This is a genomic window from Bacteroides sp. D1 (genome assembly GCF_000157095.2).
Classification (GTDB): Bacteria; Bacteroidota; Bacteroidia; order Bacteroidales; family Bacteroidaceae; genus Bacteroides; species Bacteroides xylanisolvens.
Window position 1 is genome coordinate 43968 of the sequence record NZ_JH114344.1, and the last position, 26841, is coordinate 70808.

The following is a 26841-nucleotide window of genomic DNA, read 5'->3' on the forward strand; positions in this document are numbered from 1 at the left end:
CTCTTTTACTTTCTCCTCCTTCCGGTAATTTTAAGAGCTTTCTCATTGCCATTCTCTGCGGCCTTTTCGAACCATTCCATTGCAATTTCATCGTTTTCTTCCACGCCTTTGCCCGTCAGATAGGCATTTCCAAGTTCAAATTGCGCTTTGTCGCTATTTTTTTCAGCAGCTTTCAGCAGCCATTGCACCGCAGCTTCCGGATCAGGAGTACAACCTTCGCCATACATCATCATCTTACCGAGATAATAAGTCGCAGCAATATTTTCATTCCCTGCCGCATCCGTAAACCAGCGGTAAGCTTCGGCATAGTTCTGTTTCACACCTACTCCGTTGTAATAGCAAAGTCCGGTACGATACATACTCATCGTATTTCCATTATCCGCAGCCAGCGTATAATATTTAAAAGCTTCCGTTTCATTATCTTCCACTCCGATACCCATTTCATAACAGATACCCAATCCTTCGCTATACCACTCGTATTCGGCAGCTTTCTTGAAATAGGCAAAAGCCTTTTCCGATTCGTTCAGACTGTCATAATCATACAGGTAATACTCACCCATACGCAACATTGCCATTGGAATTTCGTTGGCCACAGCCTTCTCATACCATTCCATAGCCTTTTTATTGTCTTCCAGACAGGGACCGCAACCAAAGAAATAATAGTCTCCCATCTTAAACTGGGCATAACCATAGTCCTGTTCAGCAGCTTTCATCATATATTCCACAGCCTTTTGCGGATTTTCTTCCACGCCATTGCCATTTTCATAAGCCAGGCCCAGCTCTGTCAGACAACGGGACTCTTCCTTCTCCGCTCCTTTGCCGAACCATTCGAGTGCCTTATCCCAGTCTTCTGCCGTTCCGATTCCTTCTTTATAACAGCGTCCCAGAGCAAAGATCGCATCATTATCATCCGCTTCTGCCGCCTTTGTATACCAAGCGAACGCCTCTTCCGGTTTTGCTTCACCAAGAACACCTTTTTCCATATAAAGACCAGAACGGAACATCGCATAAGGATAACCCTGTCCGGCAGCCCTACTAATCAGTTCAAATGCCTTTTCATAGTTCTTCTCCACCCCATCGCCATTCTCATACAAGAACGCCAGTTCTACAAGAGCAAAGCAGGAACCCAGTTCGGCTGCTTTTTCATAACATTCTCTCGACTTATCGGCATCTTTTACACCGCTGTATCCATTAGCCAGGTAAAGCGCCATCCGACAATATCCGTCGGCATTGTTCAGCGAAGCTGCCTTTTCATAATACTCTAACGCCTTCACATAATCCGGTTGTTCAGACAAGAAGCCACGCTCATACATCCAGCCTAGACGATAAGCTGCATTTCCCGAACCCAGTTCAATAGCCTTCTCCAACAATTCTTTCGCACGATTCATGTCCTCTTCCACCAATTCACCGTTGAAATAGATATTAGCCAGTCCTTCTATACCTTGTATATAGTTATCTTCCACGCAACGGTTCAGACACATCAGTCCGCGTTCCACGTTCTTATATTCATCATTATACAGGTAGATCAGCGCCAGTTCATACGCACTGTAAGATTCACAATAAAGCATCCCCTTTTCCAGCCATTCAATAGCTTTCGGCATATCCAGCCATTCTTCTTCCTGATAATTATATCCCAGGAAGTTAGCGGCAGACCACACACCTGCATGCCAGGCTTTTTCCCAAAGTTCAAAGCCCAGTTCTTTCGGTTTATTCAGTTCCGGATAACGGAAATAAAGGGTAGCCAGATTTTTAAGACTATAAAGATTGGGAACTATCTCCAGAGACTTTTCGTAGTAAGCAGCTTCCTCTGCCACACTGCCTTCCGCCCTGTCGAGCGCGTCTCCCAGTGCTGCATATACATGAGCACGCAAACGTTCTCCTTCAGGCAGTTCGGCAAGCAGGTCATTCCGTATCTGCAACGCCTTCGCTTTATCTCCTGTAAATTCTTCGACAAAAGCACGATAATGTTTTCCCCATAAAATAGCTTCGGGAGAAGTGAGAGCGGCAAAACGTCGTTCGCCCTCTTCTTTATTTTGCTCGCAATAGAATCCCATGTATCGCCAATAGGCAACAGTTGCTTCCGCTTCAGCCCAACCCATATCGGCAGCCTTTTCGTAATACGGAAACAAATAACTCATATCCCGCTTTCCATAACGGGCTTCAGAATATTGCGCACCCTTCTGTGCCCATCCCGCACCGCTAAACACAGCTACACGGTCGCATACCTGCATTACCTTCTCCCACCAGAATTCATATTCTTCTGCGTTGAGATCGACCTCTACGTTACAGTCAAAAGCACTGAATATCAGTTCAAAAAAATCTTCTATCAGTTTCTCGTCTTCTTTTGTGTCCAAAGCATATTCACATACAGCCAATGCTTCCCACCAGTTTTCCGCATTTAATAATGAGGCCGGTGTATACTGTGGAAACCATACCCTTGCAGGCTGTCCGGACGCTTTTATTCTAGCGGATAACTCTCCAAATTTCTCTTTTAAAGTTTTCATGATATAGACTTTACCTTAATTTTGTGTTATTAGTCAATAAAAAAAATCTCATAACGAGTGCAAGGTACTAATATTGACTGAATGAACAATAAAGAGTATCAAAAAAATAAAGTCTGATATACAATTTAGGCACAGATTATAATCCAAGAAGTTGTTGCAAACGTTGCACTGATGTTTCAATCTGCCAACGGTCTTCCAGTTCGTCTGCATTAAAGATATATTGTGCCTGGTGATAAAAAGGCGCGCGTTTCTCAAGTGCCTGAACAATGAACGCTTTCAGTTCGTCATCCTCTTTCCCCTGAAGAATAGGGCGTTGTTGTTTAGCCACACGCAAGCGTCTGAACAGCACATCCGGATGCACATCGAGAAAAACCGTCTTTCCGGTCCGGTTCATAAAGTCCATATTATCAAAAAAACAAGGCGCTCCACCTCCCGTCGAGATAACCACATTCTCAAACTCGGCTACTTCATGAAGCATATTCCGCTCCAGTTCCCTGAATCCTGTTTCGCCTCGTTCAGTGAATAATTCTCCAACGGTTTTGTGAAAACGCTCTTCGATATACCAGTCCAGATCAACGAACGGTATATCCATCTGCCGGGCAAATGCTTTACCCAGCGTCGTTTTTCCGGCACCCATATAGCCGGTAAGGAAGATACGAACCATAAATGACTAATTTTGCTCACAAAATTAATCATTTAATGAAGAATGAAGAATGAAGAATGAAGAATTTTAGCCATTATGCCATCCAATTCTTCATTATTCATTCTTCATTCCCGATTTATTTAAAGATTCTCACCCGTTCTTCAAGCGGCTGAAATTCTTTTTCACCCGGTTTGCCAATAGGAAGTCCGAACGGCATTTCCGCAATCAGATGCCAATGTTCCGGCAAGTTCCATGCACGGCGCACTTCTTCATCAATCAGCGGGTTATAGTGTTGCAGCGACGCTCCGAAACCTACATCCTCAAGCATCACCCAGATAGCCAGCTGGTGCATGGCAGAAGTCTGCAATGACCATCCCGGGAAGTTCTCCTGATAAGACGGGAAAGCCTCCTGAAGTCCTTTCACTACCTTTTGATCCTCAAAGAACAGTACAGTTCCGTAGCCACAGGCAAAGGAATGATCTATCTTCTCTTCTGTCTTTGCAAAAGCTTCAGCCGGCACAATCTTCTTCAATGCATCTTTCACGATCTGCCACAATTTCTTATGAGATTCTCCCAACAGGAGCACCACACGTGTAGTCTGTGAATTGAATGCTGACGGTACGTGACGCACGGTCATATTAACGATACATTCGATCTCCTGATCGGATATAGGTGACTGATTAGTAATTGAATAGTAAGTCCGACGTTGTTTCAAAGCTTCACTAAAAGATCTTTCCATCATAGTTCCTTTCTTATTTTATATTCTTAAACTCTCTTTTTTTTATAACAAGTAGCTCCCCTAACTTGTTCAGTTAGAGAATATATTTGTACCTTCGCAGCGTCAATTCATTGACTATCTAAATTTATCGTCAGAAAAATGGCAAAACAAAAATTTTATGTTGTATGGGAAGGCGTCACACCCGGGATTTACACTTCCTGGACAGACTGCCAGCTTCAAATCAAAGGATACGAAGCTGCCAAATACAAATCATTCGATACGCGCGAAGAAGCGGAACGCGCGCTGACAATGTCTCCATACGCTTATATCGGCAAAAATGCAAAGTCTAAATCAGGAGGTTCCAAACCTTCATCAGATACTTTACCCTCTTGCGTGATCGACAACAGCCTGGCAGTCGACGCAGCCTGTAGCGGTAATCCGGGACCGATGGAGTATCGTGGAGTACACATTGCCAGCCGGCAGGAAATTTTTCATTTCGGCCCGATGAAAGGCACGAATAATATCGGCGAGTTTCTAGCCATCGTACACGGGTTGGCGTTGTTGAAGAACAAAGGTTTCGACATGCCTATTTACAGTGATAGTGCCAATGCGATCAGCTGGGTACGACAGAAGAAGTGCAAAACCAAGCTCCCCCGCACTCCGGAAACGGAAGAACTGTTTTTATTGATCGAACGGGCAGAAAAATGGTTGCAGGGAAATACGTATACCACTCGCATCCTGAAATGGGAAACGAAAGAATGGGGAGAAATTCCGGCCGACTTCGGCAGAAAATAAAAGAACATAAATTTCAATCATAAGAAAAGATGAAAACATTGACTTCAAACAAAGCTTTCTGGCTGTTATTAGTCATTTGCGTAGTTACTATCCTGCCTTTCCTCGGCTTGTCGGAATACCACACGAAAGGTGAGCCTCGCGAAGCTATTGTTTCCTATTCCATGCTGGATAGCGGAAACTGGATCTTACCCAGAAACAACGGAGGAGAAATGGCTTACAAACCGCCTTTCTTCCATTGGAGCATCGCTGCTGTATCAGCAGTAGTGAACGGAGGGCAAGTCACAGAAATGACCTCCCGCCTGCCGTCCGCCATCGCCTTGATTGCCATGACTCTCTGCGGCTTTCTGTTCTTTGCCAAAAGAAAAGGAGTGCAACTGGCGTTATTGGCTGCCTTTATTACCCTGACTAATTTCGAATTACACCGGGCCGGAGCCAACTGCCGGGTGGACATGGTATTGACAGCGCTCACCGTTGGCGCTCTATATTGTCTCTACAGATGGTATGAGAAGGGGCTCAAAGGTATTCCCTGGCTGGCCATTCTCCTGATGAGTTGCGGAACACTGACTAAAGGACCGGTAGGTACTATCATTCCATGCTTAGTTGTAGGCATATTCTTGTTGCTCCGAGGTGTCAACTTCTTCAAGGCATTCCTGCTGCTTTCCGCCTGGGCTATCCTTTCTCTCATCCTGCCTATTTGCTGGTATGTAGCTGCTTACCAACAAGGTGGAGAAGAATTCCTCGCATTAGTGATGGAAGAAAACCTCGGCCGTATGACGAATACCATGAGTTATGATTCATGCGTGAATCCCTGGCACTACAATTTCGTGACCTTGTTTGCCGGATATGTTCCCTGGACACTGTTAGCCGTACTTTCTCTGTTCAGCCTGACTTACCGTAAGTTCAATATCCAGCCAGCCGCCTGGTGGAAACGTTTCACTGCTTGGATAAAGAATATGGATCCGGTAGATTTATTCTCTTTCACCAGTATTGTCATAATCTTCGTCTTCTACTGCATCCCGCAGAGCAAACGCAGTGTTTATCTGATGCCTATCTATCCTTTCATTGCTTATTTCCTTGCCAAATATCTATTTTATCTGGTCAAGAAGCAATCCAAAGTCATCAAAGTATATGGAAGTATTCTTGCGGCAATCAGCCTGTTGCTGTTCACTTGCTTCATTGTGTTAAAATGTGGGCTCATCCCTGAAACAATCTTCCACGGCCGTCACGCACAGGACAACATTAATTTCATGCGCGCCATACAGAATATTAGCGGAGCAGGAGCCTTGTTGCTGGTTGCCGTTCCTACCATCCTCGGTATCTACTGGTGGTTCTATCAACGGAAACATGCATTGAGCAACCGCTTCCTGTATGCCCTCGTCGTGCTTACCATGGGATTATACCTTGCATTGGACGGTGCTTATCAGCCGGCAGCATTAAATTCAAAATCCGTCAAATTCGTCGCTGCAGAGATCGAAAAGATTGCGCCGGAAAGCGAAGGGACTATGTACGAATTCATTGAAGAAAGTCTGCATGCAGCAGGTGACCCTGTACATTACTTCGAGATTAATTTCTACCTGAATAACCGTCTCGACAACTTCTACCAAAAACGTCCTGCCAAAGGTTTCTTGTTGATCGGCACCAATGACGCAGAGAAATATCTTCCTGAATTTGAGAAAGAGGGGTATCAGTTCGAACAGGTTTACGAATCTCCTAAACGAGTGCTCCGGCAAATAGCCAAAGTATACAAGTTCATTAAAAACGAACAGCCTGAAAAAACCGAAACTACTCCTATTGTTGAGTAAAAGGGACAGAATTTACCGTTTTTCCATGCTTCACAAGGAACTCTGCCGATTGGAGCATGGAAAAACTATATTCTTTTAAAGGCAAAAAGCGATCATCCATCGGAACGGCTTTCAATTTGCCATTGTCTATATGATAAGTAAATTCCTGCTGCGTCTCGTAATTATAAAGATACAATAACGTATCATTGCGTCCCACAATCATATTGTCGGCAGTATAAAACATACAGGGACGTTCTTCTTTCAGCAAATCCACTCCAAAATTATTCTGTAGATAATCAATATTCAACAGCCCCAATATCGTAGGCTGTATATCTACCTGACCTCCAAAAGTGTTTTTCTCTTCCGGATGAATACGGCTGGAGTAAATCATCAGCGGGATATGGTTATAAGATTCCGGCAGCTCACATTCGGCGTCTCCCACCAATTTGCCATGATCTCCTTCCAATACGAATATCGTATTATCAAACCAGGGTTGTTTACGCGCCTCTTCAAAGAACTGACGCAAAGCCCAATCCGCATACTCAACGATCTGCATCTCCGGTTCACTTGTTTTCGGATGGAAGAAAGGAGGTATCACATACGGCGGATGATTACTGATGGACAGTAAAGTAGCAAAAAACGGTTGTCCGGTGGCAGCCCGCTGATTCAATACCGGAATTGCATAGTCATACAAGAAATCATCCTGCACTCCAAAGCTATTCACAACCTTATCAGCCGGATAGTCTTCTTGTGAAAACACTTCATCATAGCCGTTCGTCCGGAAGAAAGCGTTCATATTATCATACTGCCCTTCATGCGTCATAAAGAAAAGGTTGTAATAGCCGTTTTCTTTCAGTACGGTAGGCAGTCCCGAATAGCGGGGAATGACAGAGCCTTTCATCAGGTTCCGTTTCATCATAGCCGGAAAAGAATACAAGGTGGCATACAAACCATGATTCGTATGGATTCCTGCCGAATAGAAATTACGGAAGCTAATAGAACGGGTATACAGACTATCCAGGAAAGGAGTCAGCGTTTCTGATTGCCCGAAATGCTTCATCAGTTTACTGGACATGGATTCCATCATAATCAAGACGACATTAGGACGGCGTTGTTGCACGCTATCCGCTTTTGCAGCATGCCTGTAGACAGCCAACGGGGAAACATTCGCATCTCCCTGACGGTTGAGCAGAGCTTGCGCCTTAGTTATGGCTTCCTGCTCATCCATCAGATGCAAGTATTTATTTTCAGGACGCATATCATCCATCACACTCGTCAACAGATTAAAAGTCGGACTTACTCCCAATTGATTCAGAAAAGCATCCTGACAGAAATATGCCGCACTCACTTTGATCGGATTATAACCTGTACGCCCCCGAATTCCAAAGATGCAGAGGCCGATCAGACAAGCTCCGACCAGAACCACAACTCCTCTCTTCCAAAATGGGAACGAAGCGGAAATAGTAAGGCTACGACGATGGAAATAACGCGACAGACAGACAAGCCATACTATGAACCCGGCCAAGAAGAGCAGGAATAATCCGATGGACAAGTAATAGGCACTTTCTCCCAATATCATTCCGGCGGTAGTTCCTGCATAACCGAACCATTCGAATATAGAAGAATTGATATGCTTAAAGAAATAGGCAAAGTAGGGTATGTCCGACGCACTGATTAAATAGACCAGCCCATAAAACACACTGAAAAAGATTGTGAAGAAACGGAACAATGCTTTCCCATAATAGTTGCAGACTCCACACACCACCGCAATTGTCAGCGGCAACAAAAGTATGTAACAACCGATCACATTATCAAACCAGACACCATGCACAAAAGCAAGCATTGAAAGGCTCTTATCCGACAAGGCTTCAGAAGTCAATTGATGATAGGATGAGATAAAAAGTACCAGGCGAAACAGTCCTGCGATCAGCAAAGCCGAAATATGTATCGTAAGTATATATACAATAAGATTTAGAAAACGTTTCATAATAGCCTTTTCTTTTTATGAATTAAATGAAAGAGATTTAATAAAATTATTTTCTCCCTTTGTAGATATAAACGAAATGAAGAATTAGGAAATTGATAGGTACTACAATTATCATCACCAGTATCGGCGCCAGAAGTTCGCCTGCCCCTATCCAAAGGAAGAGATTCAATAAACCAATCTCAAGCAGATAATTAATCAGATGACTAAAGCCAAACCCAACCGCATTGCGAGACGAGGGCTTGGAACGAAAAGTAAAAAAGGTAGTCAGGAAATAATTGCAAATAAATCCGACGGCATAACCTGCCGTAAAAGAGATATTGGCGTTTGCAACCAGTAAAACCAGACAATACACTCCGTAATGAATAGCCGAGGATACAGTGCCGACAACTCCGAAACGAACGAATTGCCAGAACTTATCCCGCCAGTCCGGATGCCTGTCAAATATAGCTTTACTTATCTTGGTCATCGTATAGTACTTCTTCCACATTATAGAGCGGACGACGTTTTACTTCTTTATAGATTTTCCCAATATACAACCCGACAGCTCCTATTGACATTAGAACAATTCCACCGACAAACCAGACAGACAACATCAAAGATGCCCAGCCATGCTCTGCCGTACCCGAAATTAAAGAATACAATACATAAATTCCTATCAGTATACTGATAAAAACAAATATAATTCCCAGATAAACAATACCGTAAATAGGCTTCACCGAGAAAGAGGTTATTCCGTCCAAGGCCAGGCTGAACATCTTTCTTACTGTATATTTGGAGGTTCCGGCTGTCCGTTCCCGGATTACGTCATCTACCGTAGTAGAAGGAAAACCCAGCAATGGGATAATACCACGCAAATAGACATTACGTTCTTGATAATGAGACAGCTGTTCCAGTACTCTCCTACTCAAAAAACGGAAATCCGCATGATTGTAGATTGTCTCTACTCCCATCCGGTGCTGTAATTTATAAAAAGCGGTTGCGGAAAGACGTTTCAGCATCGGATCTGCCTGGCGGGATACTTTCACCCCGTATACGACATCATATCCTTGTGTATAAGCATCGATCATCTCCTCAATCGCATTCAGGTCATCCTGCAAATCGGCATCAATGGTAATAACGGCATCACTCCAGTCTTTAGCGGTCATCATACCGGCCATGATGGCATACTGATGTCCTACGTTGCGAGCCAGGTTCATTCCTTTTATATATGGATTCGTCCGGTGCAATTGTTTAATAATGCTCCATGTACGATCTTTACTGCCATCATTCACAAAGAGCACAAAACTGTCGGCGCTGATCTTTTTTTTCGCCACCAAGTCATCAAACAAAGCTGTCAAACGGGTGGTTGACTCTTCCAACACTTCCTCCTCATTATAACAGGGGGATACAATAGCCAATTTAATCATTTTTCGTCCGGTTTATTTAGTTCAGCCAGTTTTATCTGCGCAAACTCCGAGTAAGTCATAAAAGGATAGCCTTTTTCTTTCAGGTTGCGGATAAGCATATCCAAACGTTCCTCCATTCCTTTGCCGGAATGGTTGCGGATGATAAAAGGCATTTTAAATTCAGGGTGTTCACCCAACGGATAGAACTCCCACGGGTGGAAATAGGTCACAAAATATCCGTCATGTTTCAACACCCGGTTTACCAGGCTTTGATAAAGCCACATCGGCAGATTATGACAAGACAACCAAAATAGTGGGAAACGAATCCATGGAGTTACAGAAGCCGGGATCTGAAGTAGTTTACCTGTCATAAAGCAGGTACGCGGCTCTGATAAATGCATATATCTTCCGGGGATAAATGCGGGATTCAGTGAGGAGTTGTACACATACCCCATTCGTTCAAGTTCTGTATCTGATACGGGAAACATACGCGGTTGGCGATAGCCTTCTATCGTTCTGCCGGTAAGACGTTCCAAGATTTCTTTTGAACGGCTGACATCGGAAGCCTGCGGCTGCCAATGGTCACATCCATGCGCAGCCACTTCATGTCCTTCGTCCATAATGCGCCGCATCACCTCCGGCGCATTTTCTGCAAAATTGCTTGTACAGAAGAAGGTAGCTTTCACCCCGTTTTTTTTCAGGCAGTCCAGTATCCGGTTCGTACCATAGACTGATACTTTCATCGCTTCATCCAGCGGAAAGTCTACGCCATGTTCACGAGGTACATCAAATTCTTCTGTATCAAAACTTAATAATATCATTGCATTATCAAAAAATTACAATTGCTGCATTACAGTTGTTGCATATCATGCAGGCGTTTGTAATAGCCGTTTAATTCTATAAGTTCCTCATGCTTACCACGTTCTACAATTTCTCCTTCATATAACACGCAGATTTCATCTGCATTCTTAATAGTAGAAAGACGGTGGGCAATAGCAATCGTTGTACGTGTTTTCATCAAACGTTCCAACGCTTCCTGCACGAGACGTTCTGATTCGGTATCCAATGCAGAAGTAGCCTCATCGAGAATCAGAATCGGAGGGTTCTTCAGGATGGCACGGGCGATACTGATACGCTGGCGCTGACCACCGGACAATTTACCACCACGGTCACCGATATTCATGTTATATCCTTCCGGTTTCTCCATGATGAAATCATGTGCATTGGCAATCTTTGCTGCCTCTACCACTTGTTCCATTGTCGCATTCTCCACACCAAAAGCAATGTTATTGAAGAATGTATCATTAAACAAAATAGCTTCCTGGTTTACATTACCAATCAGACTACGCAAATCAGCAATACGCACGTCGCGGATGCTCGTTCCGTCAATGGTAATATCACCTTCCTGTACATCATGGTAACGTGGCAACAAATCGACTAAGGTAGATTTACCGGAACCAGACTGTCCAACCAGTGCAATCGTTTTTCCTTTGGGAACTGTCAAATTTACATGTTTCAGTACCTCTCTTTTACCATCATAGCTGAAAGAAATATCTTTAAATTCAATCTTGTCATTCAAACCTTTCAACGGTTTCGGATTCGGAATCTCTTTAATCTTATTCTCTGCTTTCAGGATTTTATCAACACGTTCCATAGAAGCCAAACCTTTCGGAATGTTGTATCCTGCTTTAGCAAAGTCTTTCAACGGATTGATTACACTATACAAGATAACCATATAGAAGATAAATGTAGGAGCATCAATCGTGGCATTCTTGCCTAAAATCAATGTACCACCAAACCACAGTACGGCTACAATCAGAATGGTTCCCAAAAACTCACTCATCGGATGTGCCATAGCCTGACGTATAGCAACCTTGTTTGTTGCATCCCGAAGTTCGTTACTACATTTGGTGAAGCGGTTAATCATTTTATCTTCCGCAATAAAAGCCTTGATGATGCGCAAACCTCCCAGTGTTTCTTCCAATTGCGACATCGTATCACTCCACTTTGCCTGTGCTTCCAGTGACTGGCGTTTCAGTTTTCTTCCGACCACTCCCATCAACCAGCCCATTCCCGGCAATACAATAATAGTAAAAAGAGTCAACTGCCAACTAACAGCAACCAATGTCACGAAATATATAATAATCAGGATTGGACTCTTCATCAACATATCCAACGAACTAGTAATGGAGTTTTCCACCTCTCCCACGTCACCACTCATACGGGCTATGATATCCCCCTTTCTTTCTTCAGAGAAAAAAGACATTGGCAGACGCATAACCTTAGCATATACCATAATACGAATATCACGTACCACTCCTGTACGCAATGGAATCATCACAGCTGAAGAAGCAAAGTAACAACCGGTTTTAAACAATGTCATCACCATCAGGAACAATCCCAAGAAAATAAGAGCCACAGTGGGACCATTATCCACTATCATTTGAGATATGTAATAATAGAAGTTATTCTTGGCAACATCTGCTAAATCACCACTACCCCATTCCATAAAATGGTATACTTTATCCGCTCCTTCTGTTTTAAACAGAATACTCAAAATAGGAATCAAAAAAGTAAATGAGAACACGTTGAATACAGCAGACAAAATATTCAGCAAAATAGCCCAGCCGATATACTTCTTATAAGGCGACACGAAACGTCGCATTAGTTGTAGAAATTCCTTCATTATTTACCATTAAAAAAGTTAAGACCGCAAAGATACAATAAAACTGATTAACAGGCAGTAGTTTCAGCTAATTATTAACGCGATTTATCGAAAAGCACGTTTCAACAAACAAAAAACGACTCAATAATTCTCTTTCAACCAAATACCCAAGAAACGATCATATATTTGATACACTCCCTTTTCCTGGGTCACAAAATCCTTTTCTAATAATCCTTTCAATGCTGCCTGCACAGAACTGGCTGAAGCCAGTCTGTATTTCTTTATGAAAGCACCGGAAGTGATAGCTTTCGCTTTTCCCTCTTTAGTGATAGCAATCAGTAACTCCTTTTGCTTTTCCGGCAAACGAAAAAGGATTTCCGAATAAGTATATCTGAATGAATCAATAATCTGCCGAATAGCCTCTGACACCATTTCCACTTTACAGACTCCGTGCTCCGGGGTCATATCATAAAGTGTATTCAATACTTTTTGTATATACCATGTGACTCCTTCAAACTGTTGATAAACTGTGGTAACAGCACTTTCTTCCATTTCTTTGCCTGCACGTTTGAAATGCATACATGCAAAACGAATGTATTCTTCTAAAGGAATACTTTCCAAATGCATCATTGACACACTTTGATAAAAAGGTCTGGAAGGCGTCAAAAACATATTCCCCATCACATGCCGCTGGCTCCCGGCAAAAATGAAACGCGCATTATTACAATGCTGCACATAAGTCCGGAGAGTAGCCTCTACATTTTTCTCTGCATATCCGGTAATCTGCTGAAATTCATCAATGGCAATCAAACAAGGCTTATCCGCTTGCTCTAAATACCGGAAGATTTCATCGAGCGTAGTAGCCGGAGCTTGTATATCTCCTAATCCCAAATTCAAAGAAGGCATACCATTCACATCAAAAGAGATACTGGCCTGCAAAGATTTCACACATTCCCAAAAACCATGCAAAGCTTTCTTCCCTATAGGTTTCAGTACTTCCAAAATCTCTTTACTAAGTGCAAATACCAAGTCGCGCAATGACCGGCTGTCATATATATCAATGAAGAAGGTGTAATAGTCCTGCTTAATTTCAGGAAACTGAAAGCAATGACGGATCAGGCCCGTCTTTCCCATTCGTCGGGTAGAGACAAGAGCCAGGTTATTCCCATTCATCACTTCGCGTACCAACTGTTCGCTTTCCTGCTGACGGTCACAAAAATAATCAGCAGACACATATCCACTTGTTATAAAAGGATTTCTTATCATAGTCTTCGTATATCTCACGTTATTACGCAAAGATAATTATTATAAAATAATAAAATGCACATCTCGTGCATTATTTCATCATCACCCTTGCCCAACAGCCACCACATGATAATAAACTCCGCGTGTTTTCCTGAATGACTTTACTCCCAGCTTCTGCAAAATACGCCCGAAATAATTAACCTGCCCGGAAGAAATCTTCATTTTACTTGCCTTTTGTATCCGCTGAAGTATATCTGCAGCAAGTAACCATTCTCCCTCTTCTTCCTCTTCCGCTACCCGGTAATACACCTGGAACAACTGCTCGATTGCCGGCGACTGCTCAAACTCCCGGTTCGCCTCCGTCATAATAGCCTCTTCCTTCTCATCAAACCAGTAGCGTTCATTACTACGCAGCAGTGCCATTGCCTGCGCATACAATTGCTCATAATCAATAGGACGGACCACATCAATCACTCCTGTCACCTCAACACCGATAAAACGGCGACTACCGGAAGTATCCGTCAGCAAATCTTTATGGTTGCTCGTTCCTATAAAAGAGGCATACCGACGAAGTTCCTCCACAGCCGAAGCATTCGGTCGTCGTGTGTTGACAACGGGCTTTTGCAGAATATGCTTGAGGAAAGACTGCTGATTGATGCCAATCTGATCGAACTCATCCATATTAATCAATAAAAAGCGATTCAAGTATAACTCGGCATCCCGCTTCCGGCTGAAATCAATGCTATCCGTATAATAAGCCTGCAAGCATGGAGGCAAAATCAACCGGCAAAATGTAGACTTACGATAAGCCTGTGGACCTATCAATATAGGAGAAGTGCTATTTGCATGATTCTTTCCCATTCCACGCCAATGCGCTATCATACTAAGAAACCAACGACGAAACAATTGCGCCCAATGAGGATGATCGCAAGGAACTCGCTTGGCAAGATCGCCGATATGGTCCTTACCATCCCAATGAGGAAGGTCATAAAGAAATTCCTCGATAGGCTGATAAACCGGCACATGATCCGAATTCAGGTAACGTACCACGTCTTTATCCCACAGCTTAAGCCCTTCATAATGTGCATTCATTGCAATACTTGCCATCAACCGTTTATCCACCGGATGAAAATAAAAATTAAAACTGTTCCGTTCGCGACATTCCACTTGTGATGTCAACTGGTTGAAACGAAAATCATAACGCCGTTTCATAAACTCATCCATCTGCATGACAAATAATTGTTCCGGCAACAGACTACTTTTACTCGCAAATCCCTCACAAGTGCGGTATACATTCCGCACGGTTCCCCGAACCAATGTATCGTCCTTCGGCAAGCGATAATGAGCACGAGACCATCGCACTGTATCTTCCTCTGGAATACCGGCACGGAAACAATGTCCTGCGAGGTTGATCAACAGCGATTGTTTGTCTCCTTCCGGTTGATAATCAGTCTCTTCATCCAACGCACGTGCAAAAGCAGCTTCGAAAAGGACAGAAAGTGCATTACACTTTTCATATCCCGGCGCAAGCCGTTGCAATGGCGAAGTTTCCGTTTGTACCCGTTCGCGATAAGTCACCTCACCCGGCATAGCGGCAGGCTGCTTCATATAAATAGGCATTGCTTCGGGATTAAAATACAAGTGCGGGTCAAAAGTTAAACGACAATATTGCTCCAACGAAGGTACTTTCAGTTCAATATCATAAGGAAGTTGTGGCTGATAAAATTTCACTGCCAACCGATAGGCATGCGCATGAAAAAGCTCCGCTTCTTCACTAGTTGTCGGCAAACGATCATTGGGATAAGTAAAGCGTACCCATACTTTCACAGACTTTCCGGAAGAACCGGTGAAAGCTAAGTAAGTCTGCGGAAGCTCCTTTACCCGTTCTTTCACCTCATCCGCCTCCATACGTCCGGACAAGTTGTTGACCTGAATCATCACAATTCCGTTGTATTCACTCATCGTCGTTATGCCGCCTTTGCGAAAAAAGGCGGCTGCAGGTATCAGCTTCGGCACTTTCTGTACATAGTCATTTTTATCACCCGGAAGCATAAAAGGCAGGACTTCTCTCATTTTTGAGACAGGCTGTGTTTTAGTTTCCACTTTCATTTGCTCCACGAGCTGTTCAATTCTCAACGTACGCATAGTGTTCACCTTGCCATCGTCTCTTACCAGTGTTATTCTCATTACTTTATTTATTTGTCCTGCATGTGTTTTGTAGGGCGATTATTACGATACAAATATACTGTAAATATTCCACACAAACAACTTTTCAGAGAATACTTATTTCATCTTTCTACTAGAAAAGATTTTTCAATTCTATTTCTCATGTTCTCATAGATTTCAGATAAAGCACATATAATCAAAGAAGTACATTATGAGAAACGTTTTTAAAACAGGTGTTTCTCATACTATCCTCATCGATTTTCTTCAAAAAACCGCTATTTCTCATACTCTTTCAGGGTATTTCTCATAGTCAGACACAACTATTCTCCTGTTTATCCGCCAAGCTTATCTTAGAAAACAGCTAGCTATTTCTTTCATGCAAACAACTAGTTAATTACTTGTTTTTCACCTAATAATGTCGTATCTTTGAAAGAGCATCCCAATCGTTCCACTGGAGTGCACAGACCTGTTCACTACAGTAAAAAGTTCTGTCTACTAGAGTGAAAAGAACCGTTCACTGTAGTGGAACAATCAGGATGGCGGTTGAATAATAAAAGAATAAAAGCAAGATACACTAAGAGCATCAGTACATAACATATAAATAACCATTAAATTAAAACAAAGATGGCAATACAATTCGAGTTTTATAAGAATCCCCAACCGGAAAAAGAAGGGGAAGAACCTAGTTATCACCCACGGGTGGTTAATTTTCAACATGTGACCACTCAAAAGCTGGCAAGAGAAATCCACATGGCAACTACTTTCGGGAAAGCAGAAGTAGAAGCCATGTTAATGGAATTGAGTAGATGCATGGGCAACCATCTGTGCGAGGGAGAACGAGTACATCTGGATGGAATCGGCTATTTCCAGATTACATTGCAAGCTACCGAACCCGTGCACTCGCTTACCACTCGTGCTGACAAAGTGAAACTTAAGTCCATTAATTTCCAGGCTGACAGAGATTTAAAGAGTTTGTGCATGACTAGTCACTTACGACGTTCGAAATACAAGCCACATTCGGCTTCTCTTTCAGAAGAAGAGATCGACAAGAAACTTACTGCCTATTTTGCAACTCATCCTGTATTAACCCGTAGTAATATGCAGTCGCTCTGCAGTTTCACTCAAAGTATGGCCAGTAGACAAATCCGTCGCCTAAAAGCACAAGGCAACTTACAGAATATAGGTAAGCCCACACAGCCTATTTATATACCAACACCGGGCCATTATGAGAAATGAGTTCAACAGGTATGAGAAATAAGCCAAATCAAGGTCTATTTGCGAATAAAACTATGAGAAATACCAATTTTAAAAGTATTTCTCATAGCTTACTTTATTAATTATCTGCTATTTAAATCAAATCTATGAGAATATGAGAAATGAATATCTTATTTCCGGCGCAGGCAATTCAATTTTCGACCAACCACTTCTCTATATTTCTCGTTTCAGCACTGAAATTCACACCAATCTTAAAAAGTTTTCGTGAATCCGTTTCAAATGGTCGGGAATAGTGCTTGTCATTTATCTGTTGCAGAGCTTCTTCCGCTGTACCATTCAGTTTAAATTCCATAATGTAAATGAACTTGTCAGTCTGCAATACCATATCCACACGGCCTTCACTCGTATGATATTCCGCTTTTACATAAAAACCAACCAGTTTACATACAATATAAAGTACATTCTGATAATGTAACTCCAATTCGCGGGCAAGCTCGTATGGAATATCAGAAAAGAAACTTTGCAGACGACGGAAAAAAGATTCGTAATCACCAGCACGTACCTCACGAACGAATTTCTGAATTTCAAAGGGAGATTCCACTTTATCCACGTTCGCATAATAAGGAAGCAGAAAACGGATAAATCCTTCCTCCACTTCGCGATTAGGAAAACCTAAACGGTAAATTCCAAATTCTTCATCATATCCTTTAATGGTAAGGTACCCGCTCTGATAGATTACCGGAATAGGATTGGTAGATTCAGAGTCTATACTGTTCAGTACCTGTTCATCAGTTTCTTCATGAGCCATCCGATGAAGGTCGTAATGGTGTTTCTTCAGCAATTCCACCAAATAAGTGGGAGTACCTGTTTCAAACCAGTAGCTTTTAAACTCATTCCTATCAAAAGCCAAAAGCAGACTGAAGGGATTGTACATTCCTTTGGAATTGTGCGTGAAATGATAACCATCATACATTTCTTTCAACCGGACACATATCTCTTCATACGTCACTCCCTGCACATTGGCAAACTCATGAAGCTCGGCATCCAGATTATCGTATAGTTCCTGTTCGCTCACACCACAAATATCTATATACTTATTCCACATTGAAATGTCATTCAGGTTATTCAAATCACTGAACACACTCACTTTACCGAACTTGGTAACTCCCGTCAACATAGCAAACTTAATACAGCCATCCTGACTTTTCAATGCGCCATAGAAAGCTTTCAATGTACTACGAAAGCTCTTTTGCAAGGCATCATTACCAATGGCCTGCAACATCGGTTTATCATACTCATCTACAAGAATAGCCACACGCTGTCCTTCCTGTCGACAGGCACGCTTAATAATCCCCTCAAAACGCATCGCCAAGGATTTCTCCGAGGGCTCCGCACCATACATCTTCTCCCATTCCACCAATGCCCCATTCAGTTTGTTCTCCAAACTTTCCGGAGTATCATATTTTTCCGTATTAAGATCAAGATGTAAGACAGGATACGTTATCCAATCTTTTTCCAGCTTCTCCATAGCCAACCCTTCAAAGAGCTCCCGCTTTCCTTGAAAGTAGGCTTCAAGCGTAGAAATGAGCAGACTTTTGCCAAAACGGCGCGGACGACTCAAAAAATAATAGCGCCCAGTTTTTACTAACTGATAAATCATTGCCGTTTTATCAATATAAAAATAGCCATCATTACGAAGACTTTCAAAGTTCTGCACACCGATAGGGTAAATCTTGCCACTCATATTTCAATCTGTTTAAGTTCACATCGTACAAATATACATATTATCTCAATATAAAGAAACAAATACCCAAAGAGGAATCACATTTCGTATTCCATACTCAATATCATCTTTCACAACATACACATTCTCCACATCATGCACCTGCTTCTGCGATTTATTCTTTCCACCGACTTCAAAGGTTATCAATTTTCGACCAACCACTTCTCTATATTTCTCGTTTCAGCACTGAAATTCACACCAATCTTAAAAAGTTTTCGTGAATCCATTTCAAATGGTCGGGCATAGTGCTTGTCATTGATCTGCTGTAAAGCTTCTTCCGCCGTTCCATTCAGTTTAAATTCCATAATGTAGATGAATTTGTCGGTTTGCAATACCATATCCACACGCCCCTCACTCGTATGGTATTCCGCTTTTACATAAAAACCGACCAGTTTACATACAATATAAAGTACATTCTGATAATGTAACTCCAGTTCGCGGGCAAGCTCGTATGGAATATCAGAAAAGAAACTTTGCAGACGACGGAAAAAAGATTCGTAATCACCAGCCTCCACTTCACGAACAAATTTCTGAATTTCAAAGGGAGATTCCACTTTATCTACGTTCGCATAATAAGGAAGCAGAAAACGGACAAACCCTTCTTCCACTTCACGATTAGGAAAACCTAAACGATATATTCCAAAACGCTCATCATACCCTTTAATGGTAAGGTACCCGCTCTGATAGATTACCGGAATAGGATTGGTAGATTCAGAATCTATACTGTTCAGTACCTGTTCATCGGTTTCTTCATGAGCCATCCGATGAAGGTCGTAATGGTGTTTCTTCAGCAATTCCACCAAATAAGTGGGAGTACCTGTTTCAAACCAGTAGCTTTTAAACTCATTCCTATCAAAAGCCAAAAGCAGACTGAAGGGATTGTACATTCCTTTGGAATTGTGCGTGAAATGATAACCATCATACATTTCTTTCAACCGGGCACATATCTCTTCATACGTCACTCCCTGCACATTGGCAAATTCATGAAGTTCAGCATCCAGATTATCGTATAGTTCCTGTTCACTCACACCACAAATGTCTATATACTTATTCCACATTGAAATGTCATTCAGGTTATTCAGGTCACTGAATACACTGACTTTACCGAACTTGGTAACTCCCGTCAACAAAGCAAATTTGATACAGCCGTCCTGACTTTTCAATGCGCCGTAGAAGGCTTTCAATGTATTGCGGAAACTCTTTTGCAAAACATCATCACCAATAGCCTGCAGCATTGGCTTATCATACTCATCCACCAGGATCACCACACTTTGCCCCTCTTGCTGACAGGCACGCTTAATAATCCCCTCAAAACGCATCGCTAAAGATTTCTCCGAGGGCTCTTCGCCATATATCTTCTCCCATTCCACCAACGCCCCATTCAGTTTATTCTCCAAACTTTCCGGAGTATCGTATTTTTCCGTATTAAGATCAAGATGTAATACAGGATATTTTACCCAATCTTTTTCCAGCTTCTCCATAGCCAGTCCTTCAAAGAGTTCCCGCTTTCCTTGAAAGTAGGCTTCAAGCGTAGAAATAAGCAGACTTTTGCCAAAACGGCGCGGACGACTCAAAAAATAGTAGCTTCCGGTTTTCACCAGTTGATAAACCAATGCTGTTTTATCAATATAAAAATAGCCACCTTTACGAATTTTTTCAAAATTCTGTATACCGATAGGGTAAATCTTGCCACTCATATTTCAATCTGTTTAAGTTCACATCGTACAAATATACATATTATCTCAATATAAAAAACCAAATGCCCAGAGAGGAACCACATTACGCATTCCGTACTCAATATCATCTTTCACAACATACGCATTCTCCACATCATGCACCTGCTTCTGCGATTTATTCTTTCCACCTACTTCAAAGGTATAACCACCCACCGTAAAATCAGCAACTTCTGATGTGGTTACCGGACAAACAACTCGCAAAGTAGAAAAGAAAAATGTTTCACGCACGTTACCAATATCCGGTGTATTGTCAGAAAGCGCATAAGCCAAATTCGTATTATTCAGATACACCTTGTCCACTTTGCCTAAAAGTCTGACACCTTCCGTCTCTGCCCGAAGCTGATTAATTATTCCAGCCTTTTCCAGATAACACATCAAATCAGAAACCGTATTTCTATTCATATCAAGCAAAGTCGCCAACTTGGTAAAATTTGGTTTAAACGGAACACTTTTCGCTATGATATACAACAGTCTTTTCAATTTCAATGCTGTTGCTATATTCATATTCGCAAAAGTCGGTATATCATTTTCCAAAGTCTGCTTAATGATACTTTGTAAACGAAGCAAATATCCCTTTTCCTGAAAGAAAGGGTAATAGCCATGTTGCAGATACTCCTTAAACAACAAAATAGGACGCGCCTCGGCATAAGGAAAATCTATTTTATGTTTCAGTATATCTTCTAAAGAATAAACTGGTAAATGATACCCATACGAAATGGCAAGGTATTCACGGAAAGACAACCCCACCATACGATATTCCAGCTTTCTACGACTCAAATCAGCCTCTCCGACTTCCAAATCCAATATAGAGGAACCAGTATACACGACTTGCAGTTTGGGAATCAGATCATATATATTCTTTATCTCCCGAGCCCAACCAGCATACTTATGTATTTCGTCAATATAGAGTTTTTTTCCTCCATGCTGATAGAAGTCCATCGCCAGATCAAACAGTTTATGTTCTGCAAAATATAAATCATCAGCTGTCACAAACAGGGTCTCGTTAATATTATCATACAACTTGATATGTTGCAAGAGCATAGTTGTTTTGCCAACACCACGTGAACCTAAAATAGCAATAAGCCTACTACTCCACTCTATCTCATCATGGAGATAACGGATAAAATCAGTAGATATGTTGCTAAGCAACATCCGGTATGACCTATAAAGTGTATCCATCATTTCTTGTTTTGGAGTTATACAGACAAATATAGAGTAATTTGCCGAATAAAACTAGCATTTTCTAGAAAAACTGCAGGTTTCATTCGGCAATTTCACTCGAGCCTTACCATCAACCGCTTATCCACGCTTATTTACGTCCCACAGACATTATGAGAAATGAATATTTTCTACAGGTTCCTCGCTAATACAGGAAGCCGACAATCCAAATCGGCAATTTACACCTGTAAGGTGTTTCTATTCCATCAGCTAAAATATAAGAATCAGACATATCTGTAATCAGATCATACGTTTTACCTTGATAATCAAGAAATAACAAAGAGCTAAATGATAACTTGCATTTGTCCTTCTATATTCTTATTTTTGTAGACTGAAGTACAAAAACGAAAAGCATGATTGACACAACGGCTAAGATAGCTGCAAACGCACAAATAGGAAAAGGAACTATTATTGAAGAATTTACAGTCATCGCTCCCAATGCTAAAATTGGAGACGAATGCAAAATTCATCGTAATATATTTATTGATTCAAACGTAATAATCGGAAACAGAGTCAAAATACAAGATAATGTTATGATTCCTCATGGCGTGACATTGGAAGACGGAGTCTTTGTCGGGCCATCGGCATCTTTCACAAATGACAAATATCCACGTTCCATAAATCCTGACGGAACATTAAAATCATCCGAAGATTGGGACGTCAGCGAGACTGTGGTTAAATATGGCGCTTCTATCGGAGCCAACGCTACAATTTTGTGTGGGGTAACTTTAGGAGAATGGTGCATGGTTGCTGCTGGTGCCGTTGTCACCAAAGACGTCCCAGCATATACCTTGGTAGCTGGAAATCCTGCAAAAATTGTAGGACCTGTAAATTTCTGATCTTTGAACAAACACCTATCAAAACATCCATATTATGGAAAACAATCTAATTCAAGCGACAGTGGACTATGTTCATAATCTGGACTGGAGTGATATCTTCACAAATATTACTTCAAACAAACTTCTCTTTCTCTTATCTATCGCGATACCAGTAATCATTCCATTGTTCAATATCTACAAAAGAATTGTAAGGATCAGAAAAATTGTAATATTAAGAGTTTTGAATTGGATGTTAGTGTCACAAGTCGATCTGGCACGATATAAGATAAGAGCCATATTTGACATTACCCTGTTTGTTATAACAATAATCATTTTCTTTATAACCGATGGCCAATACAGGTGGTATGCAATGATACCAGTCGGAGGGATAGTAATCACCGAATGCTGCGCCAATTACAAGCATATACTACAACGGATACCGTTCAAACGAATAAAAGAATTTCCCTATCTTAAATATGAACAAGCTGCACTAATTATCCCCAAAGGATTAGTCGGTATATTGTCCACCACATTAAAGGAAGTAAAAGACATACCTGCCAATCCCAGAATGATGAAGATTCATTTTGCCACTACTGACGAATCATACGAAACCCGCCAGGTGATAACAGATAAATCTATCATTGAAAGAATCATAAAGAACGAGATTGTTGCCTATTATGATAGTCTGACAGAAAAAATCAGGGAAAAAGGATATGACCGGAGTCAATTTTTCTATCTAGAAAATGAAAATGGGCACAAAGAATTTATATGTGATATATTAAAGGATATATATTCTCTGGAAAACGTTTATAATGCCATTATACAAGTCCAGTCAGATATCACAAAAGATGGTTCCATCCGCTTTATTGGTGATAAAGTGGGAATTAGAGGTTATAAACTGGAAAAAGGCGAACTTTTATTAGATATATACGAAACGGATCATTTTACATTTAAAGTTTTCAAAAAAATATTCAAGGACCGCAGATTCAAGAGAATCTTTCAAGAAATTATATGCAGAACCAACAAAGCAAATGATAACATAAAACTTTTGTTGGTAGAATCGCTAGCCTTCTTGTTTTCTTCTTTCGGGATTGATATAATTATCGGAGGCAGAGATGCCAGCGGAGCTAAAAAAATGTTGGTAGCAGCAAGAAGCGGAAATATAGAGAGCGACAACAGGTCCACTTTGCACGTCCCTGTCAATGAATCCTTTTCCCGGACAGATTTGGTTGAACACGACCAATATTATAGTCCTTATCATTGCGTACTTCGCGGCATTAAGGAAGAGTTAGGAATTCCGGAAGAAATCTGCAAAAAAACATCTGTATCGTTCCATGACTTTGCCATTGTATCCGATGAAGGAGAGATTGGCTTAGGATGTTACGTCGACTTTTCTTTTGTCATGCCGCTGGAAGAAGCGAGATTATATCCGGGACAAGACAAGTATCTTGAACTTGCTGATATCCTGATAGTACCTTATCCGCCTTTCAAATGGTCTCCATCCGCTTATGAAGATTATTTTTATAAAACGACAGGCAACGAAAAATTCTGTATGCAGTGGCAAAGTTTTACGACATTGTTATATCAACGAGCTATTTTAAGAAACGCCGAGGCGTCTATACCCATAATATGGTTAGTGGACTCTACTATTATACTGACTTTGCTTTTCTTATTGACAAATTATACTCAAATTGATTTAACGAGTACGATCATTTCTTTAATATTAGGAGGATTGGCACTCTTTATAATGAAACGATTCAACAATAAACCCGTACACAAGCTTACTTACGGAGAATTCCTGAAACCTTTCGTTCCTCAATGGAATGGGGATGTAAGAGTTTTACAGTCAACAATGCACTCTCAAATCGTCAAAGGATCAAGAAAGGAAACAAATCCCATAGCTGACGGCATCATGTTCGGGCTAAACAGTCCCTCCGGACAGAAACTGAAATTGTCCGACATTCATTTGCTTACTCCCCCATTCTGTACCGTCCGACGTGAATTCGTTAATTTTACAGAATATCCTATCAGCTTTTACTATGTCGCAGAAAAAAATGGAGATATCGGGAACTGCCTGTCTTTTATCAAGATACCATATGCTCTATCCAGCGACGACCTATCTTTGTTGTTAACTGTTAAAACAGAGAAAGGACATATTGTCTCCTACAATTTTACTAAACCCATCCATTCCGATATTATACTGGATTTTACTAATACACTAGATGAAAAACAGGTTAATACATTTAGTAAATATTATAGAATGAACAAAGATTTACTAAAAAATGTACAAATCGCTTCCTTAGATGAGAACTTTCAAAAAAGATGGTTTCCTTTGGATTTGTTTAATGCCGGTAACGACTACTTCTGGTCTGTCATCGACATGGAAGATGAACTGGAAAAACATGACAGTTATGATTTTGACTTTAAAATTGGCAAGAAGACCCAACCACGTGATTTGTATATGAAAGTGATCGCAAAGAACATGGATAGAAGCAGTTTTTCAATCAGACTTAATGGCAATTTAAAGGACATGGAAACTTTTTTATGCGCTTTCACCTCCAGAAATGACAATAGAAGGAAAATGAGTGATCTGGATATTTATATGATGCAGCTATTCCTTATCAGAATTGGAATAGTATATGCAAAAAAGAAATAGGAGCGATTATTTAACATTGAACATTTACATATAAGCAGAAAAGAATTCCCAATAAGGGATCAAGTGATTATTTAAAAAGAATGATTGCATACAAAATGGCTGAGAGAGACCTCAAACGACTAGTTATCAATGAATCTCTGACAACTACCCATTTCCTATTTATTTCCACCCACTAAAAACAGCGATATCCATTAGGCTGATAATATCATCCTCGTGACATCTTCCATAGTAGTATTTTAGTCTTGCATTACTTAGTTACCCCCTAGTATTTACTCATTTTTAATATTCAACCATAGACAAACAACTCGCAAAGTAGAAAAAAAATCAAAAATGAACGACAAAAAGAAACACCTAAGACGGTGCTTTCGCATCGCTGCACACGAATATAAGGATTTTTACCACAATAACAAGCGATAAACAATATTTCTTAAATGAAAAAGCCGTGCTCCACTCAACATATAGTGACACATTTTACCTAATAGATTAGTGACTGAAGCATTTTTTTATCACAGCAGTATCGCAATAAATATAGCTTCTCTGAGAATTTATAATAACGACTAGGTTTTCGATTATTCTCATTAATAATATAATTCATAGTTTGAAGATTGTTCTTCTCTAACACTCTTCTTTCTTTTGCTGACACTGGATAATTTACTATCGGCAGACAGTCTTTCCATTTTGTGAAAAATATTCGTGCATTAGTCAACCATTCATTATCCAATTTTGAATTACTAACATGCTCTATTAGAATATCATACACACATAATGATTTCAACCCCAGCATATAAACCTGCAATGAGATATCAAGATCGTAAAAATGAAATCCTTTGTAATTTATTTCATCAAATCTTATTTTATCAAAAACAGATTTCCTCATGCAAAAAAAACATCCATCCACTGCTACCACTTCTATGGCATTCGCATCTGCAATGGGTTTAAAGCAAGTATTATAAGTAATGGTTGGATCAGCTCTATTAGTATCAATAGAATACTGGCAAATTGCATCCTTTCCTGCATCTGTACTTCCGGGTCCCCACCAAATACCCGGTATTTGACTAATAAAACGTGGTCCAGAAATTCCAATAAGCCCTACTTTCAAATCTCTGAAATGATTTATCAGAAGCTTTCCCCAATCATTAGTGTAATGTAAAATATCTTCATGCATAAAACAGAGAAGTGGATATTGGCTCCTTTTGACCCCTTCGTTATAAGCACTAAATATATCATATTGACTTTTACTGTTATCAATACATATAATCTCATGAACAACCCCAACCGTATTCTCAATATTATCCTTCAATTCCTTAGAGATGGATTGAAACCTACTGCATATTATAATAGAAATCATATTTATTCAAATCAATTTTATATACTAAGATACTTTTATACGAATATCTCTAATTCATAAAAAAATAGTTCACAAAACTAAGGATAAAATCCTGTAAGGACAAACTTAGATTAAAAAAAATGAAAAACTCCAGACTTCCAAAGCTAACAGATAAATATAGATCATCCACCTTTAACTC

The 26841-nt window shown here is 40.8% G+C and carries 19 protein-coding genes; 5 read left to right on the forward strand and 14 right to left on the reverse strand.

Annotated features, from left to right (window positions below; all coding sequences use genetic code 11):
* Window positions 1–5: 5 nt before the first annotated feature.
* The 3 genes from BSAG_RS08275 to BSAG_RS08265 all read right to left on the reverse strand — a co-directional run bounded on the left by BSAG_RS08275 (window position 6) and on the right by BSAG_RS08265 (window position 3886).
* Window positions 6–2504 carry a tetratricopeptide repeat protein gene (locus BSAG_RS08275; RefSeq protein WP_004314495.1) on the reverse strand — a complete coding sequence of 833 codons (2499 nt, stop codon included), beginning with the start codon at window positions 2502–2504 and terminating at the stop codon, window positions 6–8.
* Between the two features lie 136 nt (window positions 2505–2640).
* The gene (locus tag BSAG_RS08270; RefSeq protein WP_004314493.1) at window positions 2641–3168 is read right to left on the reverse strand and encodes a shikimate kinase; all 528 of its coding nucleotides are present in this window, start codon (window positions 3166–3168) and stop codon (window positions 2641–2643) included.
* A 115-nt stretch (window positions 3169–3283) separates the two neighbouring features.
* Window positions 3284–3886, reverse strand: coding sequence for a nitroreductase family protein (locus BSAG_RS08265; RefSeq protein WP_008770436.1), 603 nt, complete (start codon window positions 3884–3886; stop codon window positions 3284–3286).
* Window positions 3887–4024: 138 nt separating this feature from the next.
* Here BSAG_RS08265 and BSAG_RS08260 point away from each other — a divergent pair, with 138 nt between their 5' ends.
* A complete protein-coding gene (locus BSAG_RS08260) occupies window positions 4025–4660 on the forward strand; it encodes a viroplasmin family protein (RefSeq protein WP_004314488.1) in 636 nt (211 codons plus the stop codon).
* Window positions 4661–4689: 29 nt separating this feature from the next.
* On the forward strand, window positions 4690–6462 hold the full coding sequence (locus BSAG_RS08255) for an ArnT family glycosyltransferase (protein WP_004314487.1): 1773 nt from the start codon (window positions 4690–4692) through the stop codon (window positions 6460–6462).
* On the opposite strand, the gene BSAG_RS08250 is transcribed toward BSAG_RS08255, so the two are convergent.
* From BSAG_RS08250 to BSAG_RS08220, 7 genes are all read right to left on the reverse strand, one after another.
* Complete coding sequence (locus tag BSAG_RS08250; RefSeq protein ID WP_004314485.1) at window positions 6449–8428, reverse strand: LTA synthase family protein; 1980 nt, start codon at window positions 8426–8428, stop codon at window positions 6449–6451. The genes BSAG_RS08255 and BSAG_RS08250 overlap by 14 nt on opposite strands.
* 46 nt (window positions 8429–8474) lie before the next feature.
* Window positions 8475–8894 carry a GtrA family protein gene (locus tag BSAG_RS08245; protein ID WP_004314482.1) on the reverse strand — a complete coding sequence of 140 codons (420 nt, stop codon included), beginning with the start codon at window positions 8892–8894 and terminating at the stop codon, window positions 8475–8477.
* Window positions 8878–9834, reverse strand: coding sequence for a glycosyltransferase family 2 protein (locus tag BSAG_RS08240; protein ID WP_004314479.1), 957 nt, complete (start codon window positions 9832–9834; stop codon window positions 8878–8880). The genes BSAG_RS08245 and BSAG_RS08240 overlap by 17 nt, the downstream gene beginning before the upstream one ends.
* Complete coding sequence (locus BSAG_RS08235) at window positions 9831–10634, reverse strand: polysaccharide deacetylase family protein (RefSeq protein WP_004314478.1); 804 nt, start codon at window positions 10632–10634, stop codon at window positions 9831–9833. Before BSAG_RS08235 ends, BSAG_RS08240 begins: the two co-directional genes overlap by 4 nt.
* Before the next feature lie 29 nt (window positions 10635–10663).
* Entirely contained in the window at window positions 10664–12499 is a 1836-nt protein-coding gene (locus BSAG_RS08230; RefSeq protein WP_008770437.1) for an ABC transporter ATP-binding protein, read from the reverse strand.
* Window positions 12500–12619: 120 nt separating this feature from the next.
* Window positions 12620–13744 (reverse strand): AAA family ATPase, encoded by a 1125-nt coding sequence (locus tag BSAG_RS08225; RefSeq protein WP_008770438.1) that lies wholly within the window; start codon window positions 13742–13744, stop codon window positions 12620–12622.
* Window positions 13745–13825: 81 nt separating this feature from the next.
* Window positions 13826–15910 carry a BT4734/BF3469 family protein gene (locus BSAG_RS08220; RefSeq protein WP_004314475.1) on the reverse strand — a complete coding sequence of 695 codons (2085 nt, stop codon included), beginning with the start codon at window positions 15908–15910 and terminating at the stop codon, window positions 13826–13828.
* Between the two features lie 603 nt (window positions 15911–16513).
* Here BSAG_RS08220 and BSAG_RS08215 point away from each other — a divergent pair.
* Entirely contained in the window at window positions 16514–17125 is a 612-nt protein-coding gene (locus BSAG_RS08215) for an HU family DNA-binding protein (RefSeq protein WP_004314474.1), read from the forward strand.
* A gap of 169 nt (window positions 17126–17294) precedes the next feature.
* Here the strand turns inward: BSAG_RS08215 and BSAG_RS08210 are convergent, their stop codons facing one another.
* The 3 genes from BSAG_RS08210 to BSAG_RS08200 form a co-directional block, all read right to left on the reverse strand.
* On the reverse strand, window positions 17295–18848 hold the full coding sequence (locus BSAG_RS08210) for an ATP-binding protein (RefSeq protein ID WP_004314473.1): 1554 nt from the start codon (window positions 18846–18848) through the stop codon (window positions 17295–17297).
* A gap of 182 nt (window positions 18849–19030) precedes the next feature.
* Window positions 19031–20584: an ATP-binding protein gene (locus tag BSAG_RS08205; protein WP_004314471.1), complete on the reverse strand. Its 1554-nt coding sequence runs from the start codon at window positions 20582–20584 to the stop codon at window positions 19031–19033.
* A gap of 45 nt (window positions 20585–20629) precedes the next feature.
* The gene (locus BSAG_RS08200; protein WP_008019346.1) at window positions 20630–21802 is read right to left on the reverse strand and encodes an ATP-binding protein; all 1173 of its coding nucleotides are present in this window, start codon (window positions 21800–21802) and stop codon (window positions 20630–20632) included.
* Window positions 21803–22194: 392 nt separating this feature from the next.
* Between BSAG_RS08200 and BSAG_RS08195 the strand changes: the two genes are divergently transcribed.
* Together BSAG_RS08195 and BSAG_RS08190 are read left to right on the forward strand one after the other, a co-directional pair.
* Window positions 22195–22680, forward strand: a complete 486-nt coding sequence (locus tag BSAG_RS08195; protein WP_004314468.1) for an acyltransferase — start codon at window positions 22195–22197, stop codon at window positions 22678–22680.
* A 34-nt stretch (window positions 22681–22714) separates the two neighbouring features.
* A complete protein-coding gene (locus tag BSAG_RS08190) occupies window positions 22715–25315 on the forward strand; it encodes a hypothetical protein (protein WP_004314467.1) in 2601 nt (866 codons plus the stop codon).
* A 475-nt stretch (window positions 25316–25790) separates the two neighbouring features.
* Here BSAG_RS08190 and BSAG_RS08185 read toward each other — a convergent pair whose 3' ends face one another.
* Window positions 25791–26663, reverse strand: a complete 873-nt coding sequence (locus BSAG_RS08185; RefSeq protein WP_004314466.1) for a glycosyltransferase — start codon at window positions 26661–26663, stop codon at window positions 25791–25793.
* Window positions 26664–26841: the final 178 nt, after the last annotated feature.

What these genes read in the sequence shown, in the direction of transcription:
- BSAG_RS08275 (WP_004314495.1), bottom strand. Translation starts at nt 2,504, where the DNA reads ATGAAAACTTTAAAAGAGAAATTTGGAGAGTTATCCGCTAGAATAAAA.
- BSAG_RS08270 (WP_004314493.1), bottom strand. Translation starts at nt 3,168, where the DNA reads ATGGTTCGTATCTTCCTTACCGGCTATATGGGTGCCGGAAAAACGACG.
- BSAG_RS08265 (WP_008770436.1), bottom strand. Translation starts at nt 3,886, where the DNA reads ATGGAAAGATCTTTTAGTGAAGCTTTGAAACAACGTCGGACTTACTAT.
- BSAG_RS08260 (WP_004314488.1), top strand. Translation starts at nt 4,025, where the DNA reads ATGGCAAAACAAAAATTTTATGTTGTATGGGAAGGCGTCACACCCGGG.
- BSAG_RS08255 (WP_004314487.1), top strand. Translation starts at nt 4,690, where the DNA reads ATGAAAACATTGACTTCAAACAAAGCTTTCTGGCTGTTATTAGTCATT.
- BSAG_RS08250 (WP_004314485.1), bottom strand. Translation starts at nt 8,428, where the DNA reads ATGAAACGTTTTCTAAATCTTATTGTATATATACTTACGATACATATT.
- BSAG_RS08245 (WP_004314482.1), bottom strand. Translation starts at nt 8,894, where the DNA reads ATGACCAAGATAAGTAAAGCTATATTTGACAGGCATCCGGACTGGCGG.
- BSAG_RS08240 (WP_004314479.1), bottom strand. Translation starts at nt 9,834, where the DNA reads ATGATTAAATTGGCTATTGTATCCCCCTGTTATAATGAGGAGGAAGTG.
- BSAG_RS08235 (WP_004314478.1), bottom strand. Translation starts at nt 10,634, where the DNA reads ATGATATTATTAAGTTTTGATACAGAAGAATTTGATGTACCTCGTGAA.
- BSAG_RS08230 (WP_008770437.1), bottom strand. Translation starts at nt 12,499, where the DNA reads ATGAAGGAATTTCTACAACTAATGCGACGTTTCGTGTCGCCTTATAAG.
- BSAG_RS08225 (WP_008770438.1), bottom strand. Translation starts at nt 13,744, where the DNA reads ATGATAAGAAATCCTTTTATAACAAGTGGATATGTGTCTGCTGATTAT.
- BSAG_RS08220 (WP_004314475.1), bottom strand. Translation starts at nt 15,910, where the DNA reads ATGAGAATAACACTGGTAAGAGACGATGGCAAGGTGAACACTATGCGT.
- BSAG_RS08215 (WP_004314474.1), top strand. Translation starts at nt 16,514, where the DNA reads ATGGCAATACAATTCGAGTTTTATAAGAATCCCCAACCGGAAAAAGAA.
- BSAG_RS08210 (WP_004314473.1), bottom strand. Translation starts at nt 18,848, where the DNA reads ATGAGTGGCAAGATTTACCCTATCGGTGTGCAGAACTTTGAAAGTCTT.
- BSAG_RS08205 (WP_004314471.1), bottom strand. Translation starts at nt 20,584, where the DNA reads ATGAGTGGCAAGATTTACCCTATCGGTATACAGAATTTTGAAAAAATT.
- BSAG_RS08200 (WP_008019346.1), bottom strand. Translation starts at nt 21,802, where the DNA reads ATGGATACACTTTATAGGTCATACCGGATGTTGCTTAGCAACATATCT.
- BSAG_RS08195 (WP_004314468.1), top strand. Translation starts at nt 22,195, where the DNA reads ATGATTGACACAACGGCTAAGATAGCTGCAAACGCACAAATAGGAAAA.
- BSAG_RS08190 (WP_004314467.1), top strand. Translation starts at nt 22,715, where the DNA reads ATGGAAAACAATCTAATTCAAGCGACAGTGGACTATGTTCATAATCTG.
- BSAG_RS08185 (WP_004314466.1), bottom strand. Translation starts at nt 26,663, where the DNA reads ATGATTTCTATTATAATATGCAGTAGGTTTCAATCCATCTCTAAGGAA.